The organism is Chthoniobacter flavus Ellin428, assembly GCF_000173075.1.
Lineage (GTDB): Bacteria > Verrucomicrobiota > Verrucomicrobiia > Chthoniobacterales > Chthoniobacteraceae > Chthoniobacter > Chthoniobacter flavus.
The window spans coordinates 1-16,063 of the sequence record NZ_ABVL01000029.1 but is presented as its reverse complement, the minus strand read 5'-3'; the positions used below and the strand labels follow the sequence as shown (position 1 = coordinate 16,063).

Here is a 16,063-nt window from a genome sequence, read left to right as displayed (position 1 = left end):
TGGGCTGCCATTTGCTCTTTCGTTTCCGTGCCACTGAATGCGGGCACGAAAAAACAGGATGCTACCTCTCCGTGAGGCACCCCGAAGGCCTGATCAGGGATGCCCCCTATCCCCTTCCCAAAACGCTCAGCGCCTGCCGTGCCGCGTGGTATCCGCACATACCATGAACGCCACCTCCAGGGGGCGTCGACGATGAGCAAAGATAAAGATGCGTGCGGCCTAATCGATAGGGATTCGCGCTCAAAGAAGGGCGCGCGAGGAGGTGCCAGAGATCACAAGCGCCGCCGCTAATATCGCCGCCGTCCAGGCTGGCATTGGCCGCCTGCAAACTCTGAGGGCGGGAGATGTGACGGGCGAGAATGCATCGGCCGAAGCCTGGGGCGAAGCGCTCGATCTGCGCTTCGATCGCCTGGGTCATGTCTGCATTATTCGAACGAGGAATGTGGCAGTAGGCCCAGGCAGTATGCTGGCCCGCAGGCGCTCGAGTGGGGTCGCAAATCGTCGGTTGCGCGAGCAACAAGAATGGGCGGACCGGCACCCGACCTCGAGCGACCTCCCGTTCCGCGAACGCAATCTCGGCCAGGGTGCCACCGAGATGCACCGTGGCCGCGTCGCCACATTCCGGCGCCTTCCACGGAATGCGTCGATCCAACGCGTAGTCGATTTTGAAAATGCTCGGCCCGTGGGGAAAGGCAGCGAGTTTATGGCGCAGCCCCGGAGAAATTCTTTTTCCTGCGAGTTCCGCCGCCTGCCACACGGAGGTGTCGAGGAAGATGGCGTCGGTCTTCGGCAAGTGATCCAGCGAAGTCACTTTCCTCCCCGTTTCGATTGCTCCTCCCAAGGCCCGCAGGTGCTCGGCGAGCGCTTCGCTAATACGGCTCGCGCCACCGCGCGGCAATGGCCAGCCCACGGCGTGGCCGAATATTCCCAACACGAGAGCGATCGCCGCCGAGGCGGGTGCTTCCAGCGGAATCATGGAATGCGCGGCCAGGCCCGCGAAGAGTGCTCTGGCCGGCTCCTGACGAAAGCAACGCGACGCCAACCCAGCCGCCGAGCGCAAGGCCAGCAAGCCGAAGCGGGCCATGAGGAACGGACGATAGGACACGTGCAGGAGCGGCTGTAGAAATTCATTCGCCAGTGCTTCCCACTGCGCCACCAGCGGGCGCATGAGGTTTCCGTAAGCGATGCCATCCTCTTTCAATCCTGCCTCCGTTTGCTCGATGGACCGATGCAGCACCGCCGCCGTTCCATCATCCAGCGGATGGGCCAACGGATACTTCGAATGCACCCACTCCAGACCATAAACGTGCAACGGCAGATCGCGGAAGAACGGCGAGCCAATTGCCAGGGGATGAATAGCCGAACAATGATCGTGCACGAAGCCCGGCAGCGTCAGTTCCATCGAGCGCGCTCCTCCACCCAGCGTTGGTTGCGCTTCGAGCACGCGAGCCTCCCAGCCGGCCTGGGCCAGCGTGATCGCCGCGGCGAGGCCATTCGGGCCCGAGCCGACCGTCACCGAATTCATTCAGGCATCTTAAGCCGGTTGAGCGGGCAGGAAACCGGGGCGCAGATCCTTGCGGATATAGGCGTCGGCCGCCACCGCTCCCCAATAGGTCGGCACGAGGAACCAGCCGAAGAACATCGTGAACGCGAAGGCGAATACAACGACGACCGGCACGCCGACCAAGAGCAGGAGCCATCCCATCAGGCGATAGCCCTTGAAATAGTGACCCGCTCCCGGCAACGCGAGACTTAAGACCGCCGCCAAAAGGTCGTGGGGGTTCCGCGGCTGGGGCTTTTGGGCCTCTTGATATCCAGGTACCCAGTCACATTTGGTGCATTCCGTGGCGTTGCTGGGCAAAAGCTCTCCACACAGTGGACAGTGAAATCCAGTCTCCTGAAGAGGTTCTGTATTCATAATACACTATCGTCTTCGCAGCGGAATTCGCAATTGGGTGTTGCCAAACCAAAAGATGGGTTATTTTCCCCGGTTCGCTCGTCTCCTACCGACGACATCGACCAGCGCGATCAGGACCCGGGCCGCGAACTTCTTATATGAAGATGATGACAAAGTCCTCGCAATCTCAGGGCGATGAAGGGTCGCCCGTTACGGAGCAGACCGAGCAGACGTTGATGCAAACCGACGATCCTCTCGCGGAATGGCGCGGGGTGCTCGAACTCGACCATGAGCACGGCACCGAAGTGCTCTTCGCCAAACGCGAATGCATCGCCCAGGGCCACTGCCTGTCCGGCGCGGAGTAATTACGCCTACCTCGACCGTTGCATCTGGTCGATGGCCGTCGTCCAGGCCATGATCTCCTGCGAGGTGATTCTCGCCCGCTCTCCTTCGCGTGCATCGCGATAGCCCCACCTTTCCACATCGGAAAGATACTGTGCTCGCGAAAGCAACGTGCCGCGGCAGAGACCGGTATCATTCGACTCCTCTTCGCTGCTCAGCCGTGCGATCAGCGAATTCATCACCGCTTGGGGAATGTCCTTGTGGTGCTGCGGATATACATAACCAAACAGAACAAGGTGGCTGAGCAACACCCGCCAATCTTCGCCAAAGCGGTTCAGCAAACGCTCCCAGTCCAATTTGGAACCCATGCTCCGCAGCAGGTGCAGCACATCCGCGCCATCGAAACGCTCGCGCTCCATGATAAACGCCTTTTGCCAGATCATCTCCTCCGGCGGGGCCAGCCGCAGCGTGCGCCCGAGAATCTGCGCCTCGCTGGCTTTCTCAAACCAGACGTCGTCCACTTCGCAGAGGCCATTCCCGGCGCGATAGATGAAATCGATGAAATGCTCGCCGAAATGCACTTTGGCCAGCCAGTGCGAGAAAGCGTAGTCGGCGTGAAAACCCGCTGCACGACAGGCTTTCAGCGCCGCATCCACGTCGCGTGGACGGATCATCAAATCGAAGTCCTTCGTGTCTCTTTCGATGCCGGTCAGGACGCGCAGTGCAAAAGCTCCGCCAAGCAGGAATTCCACCGACGCCGCTCCCAAGGCATCGACGATGTGTCCGTAAAAATCTTCACCGGAAGCGGTTGTTGGCAATTGACTGCTCATTACTGAGGAAACGCCCTTCGCCCCTCTTCCACGTGGATCGAAACGGCCAAATCCCCTCTTGGGAAACGATTCTTCAAGGAAATGAATACGGATTCCAAACCGCTGAGAATCGCCGCCGTCGCCGATCTGCATTGCACCCGGGCCGGCAAAGGCCATTTTCACCCCCTCTTCGAGGAAGCTTCACGCGTCGCGGATGTCCTTTTGCTTTGCGGCGATTTGACCGACTACGGCCTGCCGGAGGAAGCGCAAGTGCTGGCCCATGATATCCGTAACTATGTCAGCATTCCCGTCCTCGCGGTACTGGGAAATCACGACTACGAATCCGGGAAAGCCTCGGAAGTCGTCGAGGTCCTGAGCCACGTGGGCGTGACGGTGCTGGATGGCGAGTGTTGTGAAATCGGCGGGGTCGGCTTTGCCGGCGTGTGCGGCTTCGGCGGTGGCTTCGGCCGGCGTATGCTCAACCCTTGGGGCGAACCACTGATCAAATCCTTCGTCCAGGAAGCCATCGACCAGGCGGTGCGACTGGAACGCGCCCTCGGCCGTATCGAATCACCGCACCGCGTGGTGCTGCTGCATTACTCGCCGATTCGCGAGACCGTGCTCGGCGAAGATCCGGAAATCTTTCCCTTCCTCGGCTCCACGCGGTTGGAGGGCCCGCTCAATCGCTTCAATGTGCAATTCGTCTTTCACGGTCACGCCCACAACGGGCAACCGGAGGCGCACACCAGTACGGGAGTGCCGGTCTTCAATGTTTCGCTGCCGATCTTGAAACGGGTCCAGCCCCAACAGCCCTGGATGCGTATCGTCGAAATCACGCCCAATCAAACTTTGGAGCCGGCCCTGACCGACCCCGTCATTTAGTTAGGGCCACAATCCAGAACAGCCGAGGGCGAACGCTTGCGTTTTGGAGTGCGCGCGCTGCTGCGCCGCTTTGAGATCCCGTCCTCGAAAAACTGGGACGGGCGACTTTCTAGAAAAGACCCCGCGTCGCGGAGCGACGCCCCAAAGAAGGCGCTCCGCGCGTTTGTTTCGGTCGGCGACTGGAAAGTCGCCGCTCCCAAGGCGTATTCCGTATCGACGTCCAAACACCGAGCAAAGATGTGGGTGATGCTTAGCTTTGGTTACCGCTTAAATGCGCCTCACCTACGCATGCGCCATGCTCTCGCTCGCCCCCGCTTTCAGTTCAGCAAAGGCTTCCGCCGGATCCGGCGAGGGCGCAATGGTGATGAGCACACTCTTGCTCGTCGGCGTGTTGCTGCGCTCGGCGGTGCTATTGATCGGCACGAGCACATTGGCCTCGGGAAAGTAAGTCGCTGTGCAGCCGCGCGGGATCGCAAACGGCGCCACCATGAAATGCCGCGCCGTGCGCTCCTCACCGTGATAGTGGCTGGTAAGGTCGACGAATTGCCCCTGTTGCAATCCCAACTCGCGAACGTCCTCCGGATTCATGAAGACGACCCGCCGTCCGTGATAGACGCCGCGGTAGCGATCATCCAGGCCGTAGATCGTCGTGTTGAATTGATCGTGCGAACGAATGGTCATCATCAGGAACGTGCCCGCTTCGAGTTCGTGCCGGTCGATCTGGGAAACGATGAACTTCGCCTTGCCCAAGCCGTTGTTGAATTTCCGCTGATCGCGCGCGTCGTTCGGCAAATAGAAAACATTGCGGCGAATGCGCGCGTTGAAATTCTCGAAGCCGGGAATGACATGCTCGATGTGCTCGCGAATGCGGTCGTAATTCTCCACCAGGCGCTCCCAATCCACCGTCGTCTTCCCGCCCAGCGTGGCCCGCGCGAGATGCGCGATGATCGCCGGTTCGCTGAGCAATTGCTTGCCCGCCGGTTTGAGATGTCCGTGCGAGGCATTGATGATTCCCATCGAATCTTCGACAGTGACGAACTGATCGCCCTCCGCCTGCTGATCGATCTCCGAGCGTCCAAGGCAGGGCAGAATGAGCGCGATATCGCCGGTGATGAGATGCGACCGATTCAGCTTCGTGGAGACGTGCGCCGTCACCCGGCACTTGCGCAACGCTTTCGCCGTGAACTCGGTGTCGGGCGTGGCGGACAAAAAATTCCCGCCCATGCCGAAGAAGACGTGCGCCTTTCCCTGCCGCATGAGCTTGATCGCCTCCACCGTATCGGCGCCATGCGCGGCCGGTGGAGTGAAATGAAATTCCTCCCCGAGCTTGGCCATGAAGTGATCATTCATCCGCTCCCAGATGCCCATGGTGCGATCCCCCTGCACATTCGAGTGGCCGCGCACGGGGCACGGGCCGGCGCCGGGGCGTCCGATATTGCCGCGGAGCAGGAGGAAATTCATGACCTCCTGGATGGTGGCCACGGAGTTCTTGTGCTGCGTGAGCCCCATTGCCCAGCAGCAGATGATGCTCTTCGCTTCCATGGCAATCTCCGCCGCCGCACGAATCTGTTCGCGCGTGAGCCCGCAGCTCACGAGAATGTCTTCCCACGATGTGGCGCGCAGATTTTCGAGGAAGGCATCGAAGCCGATGGTGCTCTCGCGGATGAAGTCCAGATCGAAGACGCTGCCCGGTTTTTGATCTTCCTCGGCCAGCATTTCCTTCATGATACCACGCATCACCGCCATGTCGCCGTTGATGCGTACCGGCAGCCAGAGGTCGCTGATCGGCTCGCCTTTGTTGAGCAGCAACTTCACCGGGTAGAGGAGAATGTGGTCATATTCCTCGGGATTCGGATTCGAGACCCGCATGAGACCCGGCTCGGGTAGCGGATTGATCGCCACGATCTTCGCGCCATTTTTCTTCGCCACCTCCAGCGTGGTCAGCATGCGTGGGTGATTCGTCCCCGGATTCTGGCCGATGATGAAAATCGCCTCGGCCCGCTCGAGATCCTCCAGCGTTACGCAACCCTTGCCGATGCCGATGCTCTCGCTCAGCGCGGAGCCGCTCGACTCGTGGCACATGTTCGAGCAATCGGGCAGATTGTTTGTACCGAATTGCCGGACGAAAAGTTGATAAAGAAAGGCGGCTTCGTTGCTCGTGCGTCCGCTGGTGTAAAAGACCGCGGCGTCGGGAGATGGCAGTGCATTCAACTCCTGCGCGAGGAGTTGAAAGGCCTCCTCCCACGAGATGGGCTCATAATGGGTCCCGCCTTGGCGTTTCACCATCGGCTCCACCAACCGCCCCTGCTGCTCCAGCCAGTAGTCGCTTTGCTCCGCCATCTTCGCGATGGAGTGATGCCGGAAAAAGTCCGCCGTCACATGCTTGCGCGTGGCTTCACTGGCGAAAGCCTTCGCGCCATTCTCGCAGAACTCGAAGAGATGCCGATTCCCATCCGGGCTGGGCCATGCGCAACTCTGGCAGTCGAACCCATCCTTCTTGTTCACATCGAACCACGCCTCGATGCCGCGAATCGGCCCCATCTGCTCGAAGGTAAATCGCGCACCTTGCAAAATTGCCTTCAACCCCGCGGCGACGTGCTCCGCCTTGCCCAATTTCGGCGGATGCTCAATCGGCGGCTGCGCTCCGGGCGTCGGTGTCGCGCCATCTTCGTGAGCGTTTTGGTACTCCGCAGTGACCGGCGCACCGAGGCCGATATCCGTCGGCTTCTGCGCCACGGTGTCCAGACGTGACTCGTGCTTCGGGTCTTTTTCACGCGCCGCTTTCGGGCGGCGATGTCGATGCTTGGAATTGCTGCGGTCCATAGGTAGGCACAAAGGGGGTTCTCGTGATGATTCGGCCCGGGCGGATTTCTTGGGTGTGCAAACACAGGTACCGGTTCACAAACAAAAGAGACCGCAAGGGGAACGCGGGTCAGGCTATCCCCTAAACGCTTTTCGGGCAATCACCTGAGTGGGGTATCGCGATAATACGGCAAGACGTTATGAAATTTCCCCCTGACCTGGTCGGCCGGGTGCGCAGCGCACTCGCTAGTAAAGGCTTCTGCTTCCTCAATACCGACGAAATTCATCGGCTGCTCGCGAGCGTCTCTCACAACCGGACGGCCCGGCACCACGCCATCGAAGAGTTCGCCGAAATTTGCGGAGCTCATGTGGAGACCACGCCTCACTTGAAGTCGGCGCGCTTTGTCCCCGAGGCGGCGAGCCAGCGGGATGCGGTGCAGAGCGCAGAGGATCTGCGGCATTCGGTGACAGCCTGAAAGGATCAAACGCCTTGAGGCCCCGGCGGTGGCGGTGGGCCGAGACGGAGTTGATGCGCGAGGGCCATGGCATCAAAAGGCGCGTGCACTTTCGCGTCGTTGTCGAAATAGACGTAGACGTCCCGACCGTTCTTGGCGACGGGCAGACGCGGCGCGAGCCGCTTCGATGTACCCGGTGTACGTCCGCTCGCCCAGGCGCGAATTTTCGCCGCCCAGTCCTGAAGCGCAGCCGCGCTGTAACCGCTGCGATAGAGCTCCTCGTGCCCATGCAGCCGGGCGTAAATGAAATCCGCGGTGATATCCTCGAGGAATGGCCATTTTCCGGCGGTATCGGCAACGACGAGTCCGATGCGGTGTCGGCGCAGCAACTCGATGAACTCTTTCGTGGTGAAGGATTCGTGGCGCACCTCGAGGCAATGGCGCAGGCGGCGATTGCGGTCCACCTGCGTCCACGCGCGTCCTTTTACCCGTGCGTCGTGCTTTCGCGCCAGTTTCGCGGCGGCCCGGGTATCGCGCGGGAGCAGGTCGAAGAAAGCGGTCAGGCGCTCACGATCATAGGAAAAGTTCGGCGGCAACTGCCAAAGGATCGGACCGAGTTTTTCGCGCAGACAGAGCACTCCCGAGGCGAAGAAATTGGCCAATGGTTCCTCCACGTCTTTCAAGCGCTTCATGTGCGTGATGAAACGGCTGCCTTTCACCGCGAACACGAAGCCGCGCGGCGTGACTTCGTACCAGTTGCGATAGCTTGCCGGTCGTTGCAGCGAGTAAAACGAGCCGTTGATTTCGATCGAGGCCACCTGCGTCGCGGCGTATTCCAGCTCACGCTTGTGGGCCAGGCCTTTCGGAAAAAACACTCCGCGCCAGGGCGGGTAAGTCCACCCTGAGATACCGATGCGGATCGTCGCCTGGCGTTTCATTTTTGTCGAAGGATCGCCGCCGGATCAAGGCACGGTCGCCGTCCTTCAGGGGGAATCAGGCCACGACCTGAACCATCCCCCCGAGGATGCACGGGCACACTTATCCGTTTAGCGACTGCTGGTCTCAGCCCGGAGGGCTTTCGGACCGTAGCCGGGGGTAAGCGAGCTTGGCGAGCGCCACCCCCGGAAATCCGTCCTCCACAGGTTCCATCCCGGAGGGATGGCGGAATCTCCCATCCGCGAAAAATTCCGGCACCACCTTCCGGGGTGCATTCTTTTTTGGATGCTTTCCCGGGGAGTTGCGCTCGCCAAGCTCGCTTACCCCCGGCTACGGTCCGAGAGCCCTCCGGGCTGGGCGCGGCGCACGCTAAACGGATACGTGCGCCTTTTTCCCGACCCTTCAGCGAAAACTTTTTCGGACCAAGATTGAATAATTTTCCTACATCGCGGTCTATTAATTAACGGCATTAACAAATTCCCGTGACCTGCCCGTATGGGTGCGTTCCGGGGGCCGGCTTTCCGCAGTATGAACAAACGTAAAAACCACTTCCGACCCGGTCTCGATTTCGTGTCGGAGGAGATGGTGGCAGCTCTCCTGAAAAAGCCTTCCTACGATTTCAATGGACTCTTCGAAGAAGTCCTCAACCGCCTCCGCGCGCGCAATGCCGCCGGCAGCGGCAAGGAGATGTTGCGCCTGCGCGTGTATGAAAAGCTCCGCACGCTCGTCGGCGAAGGCCTCGTGACCAAGGGCGAAGACAAAACCTACACTGGCAACCGCGAGTCGCTACAGACCCGCCGGGCCGAAATGGCCGAGGCAAAAGCGCGCATCCTGCGACGCCGGGGAGGCGCGGTCATGAACGTCGAGTAAGCCGCAGAGCGGTGGTTTCTGGTCCCATCCTGCCGAATCGTAATCCAGATACAGCGTCGCATTCATAAAACCAGAAACGAGAAACCAGAAGCCAGCAACGCCCTTTTCGGCGGCAGCAGTGCAAACCTGCGGTATCCCGGCAATAACCCGGGCGGGGTTCAAATCCCCAGCCGCCACTATTTGACGCAATTCTCGGCGTCGCCCCGGATTTTTTACCGAGCAATCCCTCAGGAATTTGCTGACAAAGGGATCAGGAGACTACCCAATAGGCGGCGACCGTATGGATGCGTAGTTTGAATGGGCATGGCCGAAGCGCCCTTCCCGAACATCTACCCTGAGCCCGATCCAGCGGCTCCTTCTCCCTCCCTCTTCGTCGCCACCCTTTTCGAAGATCAAACCACCGCCGACTGCGCTCAGCGGCTCATGTGCCGCATCCTGGAAATGGCCGACCAGGCCTCGCCGGTCCAGGACTACGCGTGGGGACTGCAGGTGTTCGATCAACCCGATGGCATGGCCGCCGCTGCGCGCCGCGCCGCCGCGGCGGATGTCCTCGTGGTCGCGGCTTATCGCGATTCTCCCGCGCTCCATCGAATCGTGGAATGGCTCCAGCGCTGGCTCTCGCCGCTGCGCGAAAAACGCGGCGCCCTCGTCGCCGTCATCATTGAGCAAGGTGAGGCCGGCCACACCGTTTCGCGCAACGAGGAACTGCTCGCGCCGATCGCCCGGGAGATCGACATGGATTTCTTTTCCACCCGCGTGTCTCCCAGCGCGGAGTTTCCCCGAGGGACAATCCCCCACCCTTCCTCCCATGACGACCCGGGCTGATCCCACGCTCTCCTCCCCTTCGGCCATCAAGCACGTCCTCATCGTCGACCAGGACGATATGATTCGCACGGTCCTTTGCACCATGCTCCGCTCGTGGGGCTTCAGCACGTGTGCCGCGGCCACACTCATCGGCGCTTGCCGCACTGTGGTATCGGATGGCCCGTTCGACGCCATCATCTGCAACTACGACCTTCCGGACGGCACGGCCTTCAACCTCGTCGAGTGGATGACCACGCAACAGCTCGAAGTACCGACGTTGGTCCCCTATGGCGCCCTTCCGCCCACATCGCCCGCGCCCGATAATGTGCGGCTGGTCTCGAAGCCTTTCGATCCCGAGGAATTGCGCACGGCCATCGACCGCGCCCATCGGCGCGCCAAACCCGTCATCCGCCGCAAGAGCGCGCTCGGTCGCCGAAGATAGAGCATAGGCCGGGAAGACGAGGCATTGTCAGCCTCCCTCCGGGGGGTGTAGTTTGCCAGTTGCAATCGCCCGCGGCTTGCTCATCCCATGGCATCCAAAAAATCCCCGCCGAAATCCGCCTCCTCCGGCCGCCCGAAAAACCGCCCAGCCAAAAACCATGGTGCTCCTGGGGAAAACGGCGACGGATTCGACTCTCCGGCGGATGGCTCGGACGCTCCGGATCGGCACGGGGTGTCATTCCCCGTCGTCGGCATCGGCGCCTCCGCCGGCGGTTTCGAGGCCGCCCTCACCCTGCTCAAGCATCTCCCCACCGACACCGGCATGGGTTTCGTGGTCATCATGCATCTCGATCCCCGACACAAGAGCAAGCTCACGGAACTCTTCTCCCGCGTCACCGGCATGCCCGTCCGGGAAATCCGCAACGGCATGGCTCTCGAGCCCAACCACGTTTACATCCTCCCGCCAAACTCCGACACGGTCCTGGCCGGGAATCGCCTCCAGCTCATGCGCCGCGGCGAAAACGTGCGCGTGCACATGGCGATCGATCATTTCTTCCGGTCGCTCGCCGAGCAGCAAGGCGATCGCGCCATCGGCGTGGTGCTTTCCGGCACCGGCACCGATGGCACGCAAGGCCTCGGGGCCATCAAGGCCGAGGCCGGCATCACTTTCGCCGAGGCGGAAACCTCGGCCAAATATTTCGGCATGCCCGGCAGCGCCATCGATGCGGGATGCGTCGATGCGATCCTCCCGGCGGAGCGCATTGCCTCCGAGCTCGCCCGGATCGGCCCGGCATCCGGCTCATTCGCCCGCGCACCAAAGCCAGGGCGAAAGAGCCGGAGCCGTTCCCGGAATCCGCCGATGCGCTGGGCAAAATTTTCTTCCTTCTCAAGCAGAACTCCACGGTCGACTTTTCGCTCTACAAGCACACCACGTTACGCCGGCGCATCAGCCGCCGGATGGTGCTGCAGCGGATCGAGCGCGTGGAGGATTACGTCTCCCTGCTGCGTTCGAATCGCGATGAACTGGAGGCCCTTTTCCGCGATCTCCTCATCAATGTCACCTGCTTCTTCCGCGACAAAAAGGTCTACACAGCCCTGAAGAAAAAAATCGTCCCCCGCCTCCTCAAAGGCAAGGCCGAGGGCGGCGAAATCCGCGTGTGGGTGCCCGGCTGTGCCACCGGCGAGGAGGTCTATTCGCTGGCCATCTGCCTGAGCGAAGAAATCACCCGGACCTCACACAATCTCAAGCTGCAGGTCTTCGGCACCGACTTGAGCGAGCCGGCCATCGCGAAAGCGCGCGTGGGTCACTTCCCGGATTTGATTGCCAAGGATGTTTCCCCCGAACGTCTCCGCCGCTTTTTCATCAAGACGGCTACCGGTTACCAGATCAGCCGCGGCATTCGCGACCTGTGCACTTTCGCCCGGCAGAATCTCTGCGAAGATCCTCCCTTCTCCCGGCTGGACATTGTCAGTTGCCGGAACGTGCTCATCTATCTCGGGCCCGAGTTGCAGAAGCGCTGCATGCCGGTGTTTCATTACGCGCTCAATCCCGTGGGCTTTCTCCTTCTCGGCACCTCGGAAACCGTCGGCCCGGCGACCGACCTCTTCACCTTGATCGACAAACGCAACAAAATCTACGTGAAGAAAAACGTCACCTCGACGGCGAACCTCGAGTTCACCGCCAAGGCTTTCCTCGCGACCCGCCCGGAGCCGACCACGAATTCCCAAACCTCGCGCGCAGAGATCACCATGCCAGGACCGATCGACCTTCAATCCCAGGCCGACCGGATCATCCTCACCCAATATGCTCCCAGCGGGGTGATCATCGACACGCGCATGCGCGTCCATGAATTTCGCGGACGCACCGGCCGTTTCCTGGAACATGCGCCCGGCGCAGCGACGCTCAATCTCCTGCAGATGGTGCGTCCCGGCCTCGTCGTCGATCTGCGCACGGCCATTCACCGCGCCTTGAAGGAAGACGACACCGTCCGCAAAGAAGGTATCCCGCTCAAGATCAACGGCCACCCGTACGAAGTCACCATCGCGGTCGTCCCTTTCACTCTCGCCCCCTCCGGGGAGAAATGGCTGCTCGTCCTTTTTGAAGAAGGGCGCGCGATCGATACCGAAAAAACGCATTCCCTGGCCAAAGGCGGCAAAGTATCGTCGGACGGACGCGACACCGAGATTCACCGCCTGCGCTCGGAACTCGGCGCCAACAAGCAATCCCTCCAGGCAATCATCGAGGAACAGGAAGCGACCAACGAAGAGCTGAAGTCCGCCAACGAGGAAATCGAATCCTCCAACGAAGAACTCCAGAGCACAAACGAAGAACTGGAGACGGCCAAGGAAGAACTGCAATCGACGAATGAGGAGCTGACCACGCTCAACGAAGAGCTCAGCAACCGGAACATCGAGATGGCGCAGATGAACAACGATCTGACCAATCTTCTGAGCTCGATCAATATCCCCATTCTCATGGTGGATAACAGCCTGGCCGTCCGCCGGGCCACGCCGCTGGCCGAGAAGCTCTTCAACCTCATCCCCTCCGACATCGGCCGGCGTTTGAGCGACCTCAAGGCGAACCTCACGATCAGCGACATCGACAACATGATCCGCGAGGTCCTCGAATCGCTGACCACCCGCGAGAGCAAGGTGCAGGACATGCAGGGGCACTGGTACTCGCTGCGCATCCGCCCCTATCGCACCAGGGACAACAAGATCGACGGCGCGGTCATCACCCTGGTCGATATCGATGAAGAGCAGCAGAACATCTCCCGTTTGGAACTGGCCTCGCAACATACCGATGCGATTCTCGACACCGTCTACGAGCCCCTGGCGATGCTCGACGCCGACCTGAAAGTGCGCAAGGCCAGCCGCGCCTTTTACAAGACCTTCGATCTCAACCGGAAAAAGACCGAAGGCCTGCACTTCTGTGAAATCGGCGCCGGCGAATGGGATGTGCAACAAATCCGCAACCTCCTCGAAATCATGCTGCCCAAGACCAGGCGCATCATCGATTTTCCGGTCGAAGTCAATTTCCGGCGCTTGGGACGGCGCAAGCTCGTCTTCAACGCGCGGCGGCTCGAGTCCAAAGAGGAACCGCTCGTCCTGCTCGCCATCGAGGATGTGACCAACCACCAGACCAGGAGATAGATTCAAGTCCGGATGGCTTCTCGGAAATCTTCCCACTCAACCCCAGCCCGGCGCAAAAAAGCCGCCGCCCGGAAACCTTCCGTGGCCAAAAAGAGCGACGCGTCGGGGCATCCGCCGCGCGAGCCGAGGGCGGTGCGCAAAAACTCGGCCCCGCCAGCCACGAGCCGGACCGAAGCGGAGGTCCAATGGGAACACTTCGCCGATCTCTACAACTTCGCCCCCGTTGGCTTCCTGACCTTGAATCATCATGGGCAGGTGCTGGATCTCAACCTGGCTGCCTCGGGTCTCCTTCGCCGCAGCCGGCAGAGCATCATCGGCGCCCCTTTTGCGCTGTTCCTCGACCGCGGCCATCTCGATGCCTTTCTCGAGTACCTGCGGCGTTGCGATCGCGGCGAAAGCCAGGTGGTGACCGATACCGCCGTGCGCCACCCCGACGGACGCGTGGTTCCCATTCGCCTGGTGGGCGCGCAAATCCCTTTCCGCACTAGCGGCGAGCATAAGCTCTACCAGGCCGCTCTGATCGACATCAGCGAGCAAGTGAAGCTGGGGCGGACGCTGCGGGACAGCGAGGAGCATTTCCGGATGGCCCTGCGCTGCGCCCACGCGGGTTATTGGTCCATCGATTTTGCCACCCGTCGCACCGTCTGGTCCCCGGAGTTCTACACCGTGCTCGGCGTGGAGCCGGAACGGGTCTCACCCAGCGAGACCGCCTTTCTGGATTTGCTCATCGTCGAGGACCGGCTCGAGGCGGAGTGCGCGCTCGAGTCCGTGCTCTCCGGAGAGACCGATCATTTTGAGGGAGAGTATCGCCTCCGCACGTCGTCGCGCGAAGTTCGCTGGCTCGGCATCTTCGGCCGCATCACGCGCTCCAGCGGTGGCACTCCCCTGCGCATCGTCGGCATCGGCATCGACCTGACCCGGCAAAAACAGACGGCGGAGGACTTGCGGAAAAGCCGCAAAACACTCGAACAACGGGTGAAGCAACGCACCGCCGATTTGCTCGCCGCCAAAGCCGTTCTCGAGCGGGAAGTCGCGGATCGAAAGCAGCTCGAGCGCCAGATCCTGGAGATCAGCGAGCGCGAGCGGCGGCGGATGGGGCAGGACTTGCACGATGGTTTGGGGCAACAAATTACCGGCATCATCTTTCACGCGCATTTGCTCCACAAACACCTTACGACCCAAGGCCTCCCCCAGGCCGAAATGGCCGGACAGATCGTCGAGCTCCTGAATGAAGCCAAGATCCAGGCGCGCCACATCGCCCGCGGCTTGCAGCCGGTGGATCCTGCGCCGAATGGCTTGATGGCGGGCCTGGATCATTTCGCGTGCACCACTTCCGAGCTTTATCACATCGATTGCTGTTTCCTCTGCCCCGAGCCGGTCCTGATCGCCGAACACACCACGTCCATCCATCTTTTCCGCATCGCGCAGGAAGCCGTGGCCAACGCCTTCCGCCATGGCGGCGCCCAGAAAATCGAAATCCATCTGCGCGAAACCGGCGATCAACTCGTGCTGGAAATCCACGATCACGGCTGCGGCCTGCCCAAGCTGGGCCGTCGCCGGGAGGGGCTCGGCATGCGCTTTATGAAATACCGTGCGGAGACGATTGGCGGCGCGGTGGACATCAGGCGGCGCCCCGGTGGAGGGACCATGGTGCGATGCCGGGTACGCAAGCCAGACGGCACAAGCGAAGCTGAATAGGGACTTATGAATTCTTTTGTCAAAACCGACGATGCGCCGGCGCCGGAAAGCCGGCCATGGAAGGTTTTGCTCGTGGATGACCATCCCGTCGTCCGCGACGGTCTTGCGCAACGCATCGCCCTGGAACCGGACCTTTCCGTCTGCGCCGCGTGCGAGAGCGTCAGCCGCGCCCTCCGTGAGGTCACAGTGCATCACCCCGACCTGGCCGTGGTGGATCTCTCCCTGCCCAGTGGACACGGCCTCGATCTCATCAAGGAAATCCACGCTCGTTATCCTGAAGTGCGGCTGCTGGTTTTTTCCATGCACGACGAACAGACCTACGGCGAGCGCGCGCTGCTTTCCGGGGCGCAGGGTTATGTCATGAAGGATGAGTCGCCGGATGAAGTGCTGGCGGCCATTCGCAAGGTGCTCTCCGGCCGGATTTCGATCAGCGCGCACCTCTCCGCGCGCCTCGCCGAGGCCGCCGCGTCAACGCGGGGTACCCGGGCCCGGAAGCTGCCCATGGATCGCCTCAGCAACCGGGAGTTGGAAGTGCTCGAATGGATGGGCCAGGGCAAGAGCGTGAAAGCCATCGCCCAGCGACTCGAGCGCAGTGCCAAGACCATCGAGACCTACCGCCAGCGGCTAAAGGAGAAGCTCAATATCGAATCCAACTCCGAGCTCATCGCCCACGCCGCCCGCTGGGTGCAGGAGCATAGCAGCCACGCAGCGACCGCGAGCCAGCGGAAACCACGCGCACGCAAGGCGAAGGGTTAGATGTTGTTCAAACTACGCGTATGGCTCCGGAAGCGCGCAGCGCCCCAACAAAGGCGCTGTCATCCTGAGCGAAGCGGGGAAGCATGGGCGGAGTCGAAGGATCTCCGATCTCTGTGGGTTTTCGTGCGGAGCCATACGGCTTGGCCGGCATTCACGCGCCCGCCATCGCTCGTTGCGCCATAATTTGCGAAGCGAGAATGTCCCGCACCTCACAAGCA

Annotated in this window: 14 protein-coding genes and 1 pseudogene; 10 read left to right on the top strand and 5 right to left on the bottom strand. The window is 61.1% G+C overall.

The genetic code is table 11. The features are described 5' to 3' along the window. Nucleotides 1-106: 106 nt before the first annotated feature. Together CFE428DRAFT_RS28045 and CFE428DRAFT_RS28040 are read right to left on the bottom strand one after the other, a co-directional pair. Nucleotides 107-1,525: a phytoene desaturase family protein gene (locus CFE428DRAFT_RS28045; RefSeq protein ID WP_006983084.1), complete on the bottom strand. Its 1,419-nt coding sequence runs from the start codon at nt 1,523-1,525 to the stop codon at nt 107-109. A gap of 9 nt (nt 1,526-1,534) precedes the next feature. After that, complete coding sequence (locus tag CFE428DRAFT_RS28040; protein ID WP_131989943.1) at nt 1,535-1,768, bottom strand: hypothetical protein; 234 nt, start codon at nt 1,766-1,768, stop codon at nt 1,535-1,537. Nucleotides 1,769-2,061: 293 nt separating this feature from the next. On the opposite strand from CFE428DRAFT_RS28040, the gene CFE428DRAFT_RS28035 reads away from it, so the two are divergent. Further along, entirely contained in the window at nt 2,062-2,262 is a 201-nt protein-coding gene (locus CFE428DRAFT_RS28035; RefSeq protein ID WP_131989942.1) for a hypothetical protein, read from the top strand. 6 nt (nt 2,263-2,268) lie between these two features. Here the strand turns inward: CFE428DRAFT_RS28035 and CFE428DRAFT_RS28030 are convergent, their stop codons facing one another. Continuing rightward, nucleotides 2,269-3,069 carry a nucleotidyltransferase family protein gene (locus tag CFE428DRAFT_RS28030; protein WP_006983081.1) on the bottom strand — a complete coding sequence of 267 codons (801 nt, stop codon included), beginning with the start codon at nt 3,067-3,069 and terminating at the stop codon, nt 2,269-2,271. Nucleotides 3,070-3,150: 81 nt separating this feature from the next. Here CFE428DRAFT_RS28030 and CFE428DRAFT_RS28025 point away from each other — a divergent pair, with 81 nt between their 5' ends. Beyond that, nucleotides 3,151-3,930, top strand: a complete 780-nt coding sequence (locus tag CFE428DRAFT_RS28025) for a metallophosphoesterase family protein (RefSeq protein ID WP_006983080.1) — start codon at nt 3,151-3,153, stop codon at nt 3,928-3,930. 282 nt (nt 3,931-4,212) lie between these two features. On the opposite strand, the gene CFE428DRAFT_RS28020 is transcribed toward CFE428DRAFT_RS28025, so the two are convergent. After that, on the bottom strand, nt 4,213-6,753 hold the full coding sequence (locus tag CFE428DRAFT_RS28020) for an FdhF/YdeP family oxidoreductase (protein ID WP_006983079.1): 2,541 nt from the start codon (nt 6,751-6,753) through the stop codon (nt 4,213-4,215). Between the two features lie 179 nt (nt 6,754-6,932). Between CFE428DRAFT_RS28020 and CFE428DRAFT_RS28015 the strand changes: the two genes are divergently transcribed. Next, nucleotides 6,933-7,208: a hypothetical protein gene (locus CFE428DRAFT_RS28015; RefSeq protein WP_006983078.1), complete on the top strand. Its 276-nt coding sequence runs from the start codon at nt 6,933-6,935 to the stop codon at nt 7,206-7,208. A 5-nt stretch (nt 7,209-7,213) separates the two neighbouring features. Here the strand turns inward: CFE428DRAFT_RS28015 and CFE428DRAFT_RS28010 are convergent, their stop codons facing one another. Next, entirely contained in the window at nt 7,214-8,125 is a 912-nt protein-coding gene (locus CFE428DRAFT_RS28010) for a DUF72 domain-containing protein (RefSeq protein ID WP_006983077.1), read from the bottom strand. Between the two features lie 526 nt (nt 8,126-8,651). Between CFE428DRAFT_RS28010 and CFE428DRAFT_RS38505 the strand changes: the two genes are divergently transcribed. The 7 genes and pseudogenes from CFE428DRAFT_RS38505 (at nt 8,652) to CFE428DRAFT_RS27980 (ending at nt 15,845) form a co-directional block, all read left to right on the top strand. Beyond that, nucleotides 8,652-8,993 (top strand): hypothetical protein, encoded by a 342-nt coding sequence (locus CFE428DRAFT_RS38505; RefSeq protein WP_049975777.1) that lies wholly within the window; start codon nt 8,652-8,654, stop codon nt 8,991-8,993. 303 nt (nt 8,994-9,296) lie between these two features. Beyond that, entirely contained in the window at nt 9,297-9,818 is a 522-nt protein-coding gene (locus CFE428DRAFT_RS37895) for a hypothetical protein (protein ID WP_157447663.1), read from the top strand. Next, nucleotides 9,802-10,239 (top strand): response regulator, encoded by a 438-nt coding sequence (locus CFE428DRAFT_RS37890; protein ID WP_006983074.1) that lies wholly within the window; start codon nt 9,802-9,804, stop codon nt 10,237-10,239. The genes CFE428DRAFT_RS37895 and CFE428DRAFT_RS37890 overlap by 17 nt, the downstream gene beginning before the upstream one ends. Nucleotides 10,240-10,326: 87 nt before the next feature. After that, nucleotides 10,327-10,953, top strand: a pseudogene (locus CFE428DRAFT_RS41420) (chemotaxis protein CheB); the annotation flags it as partial. A gap of 14 nt (nt 10,954-10,967) precedes the next feature. Next, the gene (locus tag CFE428DRAFT_RS27990; RefSeq protein ID WP_006983072.1) at nt 10,968-13,391 is read left to right on the top strand and encodes a CheR family methyltransferase; all 2,424 of its coding nucleotides are present in this window, start codon (nt 10,968-10,970) and stop codon (nt 13,389-13,391) included. Between the two features lie 81 nt (nt 13,392-13,472). After that, nucleotides 13,473-15,089 carry a PAS domain-containing sensor histidine kinase gene (locus tag CFE428DRAFT_RS34620; RefSeq protein WP_049975776.1) on the top strand — a complete coding sequence of 539 codons (1,617 nt, stop codon included), beginning with the start codon at nt 13,473-13,475 and terminating at the stop codon, nt 15,087-15,089. A gap of 6 nt (nt 15,090-15,095) precedes the next feature. Next, the gene (locus tag CFE428DRAFT_RS27980; RefSeq protein WP_006983070.1) at nt 15,096-15,845 is read left to right on the top strand and encodes a response regulator transcription factor; all 750 of its coding nucleotides are present in this window, start codon (nt 15,096-15,098) and stop codon (nt 15,843-15,845) included. Nucleotides 15,846-16,063 lie beyond the last annotated feature (218 nt).

Coding starts and splice junctions, on each gene's coding strand:
- CFE428DRAFT_RS27980 (WP_006983070.1), top strand. CDS start 15,096: ATGAATTCTTTTGTCAAAACCGACGATGCGCCGGCGCCGGAAAGCCGG.
- CFE428DRAFT_RS28035 (WP_131989942.1), top strand. CDS start 2,062: ATGATGACAAAGTCCTCGCAATCTCAGGGCGATGAAGGGTCGCCCGTT.
- CFE428DRAFT_RS28020 (WP_006983079.1), bottom strand. CDS start 6,753: ATGGACCGCAGCAATTCCAAGCATCGACATCGCCGCCCGAAAGCGGCG.
- CFE428DRAFT_RS37895 (WP_157447663.1), top strand. CDS start 9,297: ATGGCCGAAGCGCCCTTCCCGAACATCTACCCTGAGCCCGATCCAGCG.
- CFE428DRAFT_RS28015 (WP_006983078.1), top strand. CDS start 6,933: ATGAAATTTCCCCCTGACCTGGTCGGCCGGGTGCGCAGCGCACTCGCT.
- CFE428DRAFT_RS28045 (WP_006983084.1), bottom strand. CDS start 1,525: ATGAATTCGGTGACGGTCGGCTCGGGCCCGAATGGCCTCGCCGCGGCG.
- CFE428DRAFT_RS28025 (WP_006983080.1), top strand. CDS start 3,151: ATGAATACGGATTCCAAACCGCTGAGAATCGCCGCCGTCGCCGATCTG.
- CFE428DRAFT_RS38505 (WP_049975777.1), top strand. CDS start 8,652: ATGAACAAACGTAAAAACCACTTCCGACCCGGTCTCGATTTCGTGTCG.
- CFE428DRAFT_RS27990 (WP_006983072.1), top strand. CDS start 10,968: ATGCGTCGATGCGATCCTCCCGGCGGAGCGCATTGCCTCCGAGCTCGC.
- CFE428DRAFT_RS37890 (WP_006983074.1), top strand. CDS start 9,802: ATGACGACCCGGGCTGATCCCACGCTCTCCTCCCCTTCGGCCATCAAG.
- CFE428DRAFT_RS28010 (WP_006983077.1), bottom strand. CDS start 8,125: ATGAAACGCCAGGCGACGATCCGCATCGGTATCTCAGGGTGGACTTAC.
- CFE428DRAFT_RS28030 (WP_006983081.1), bottom strand. CDS start 3,069: ATGAGCAGTCAATTGCCAACAACCGCTTCCGGTGAAGATTTTTACGGA.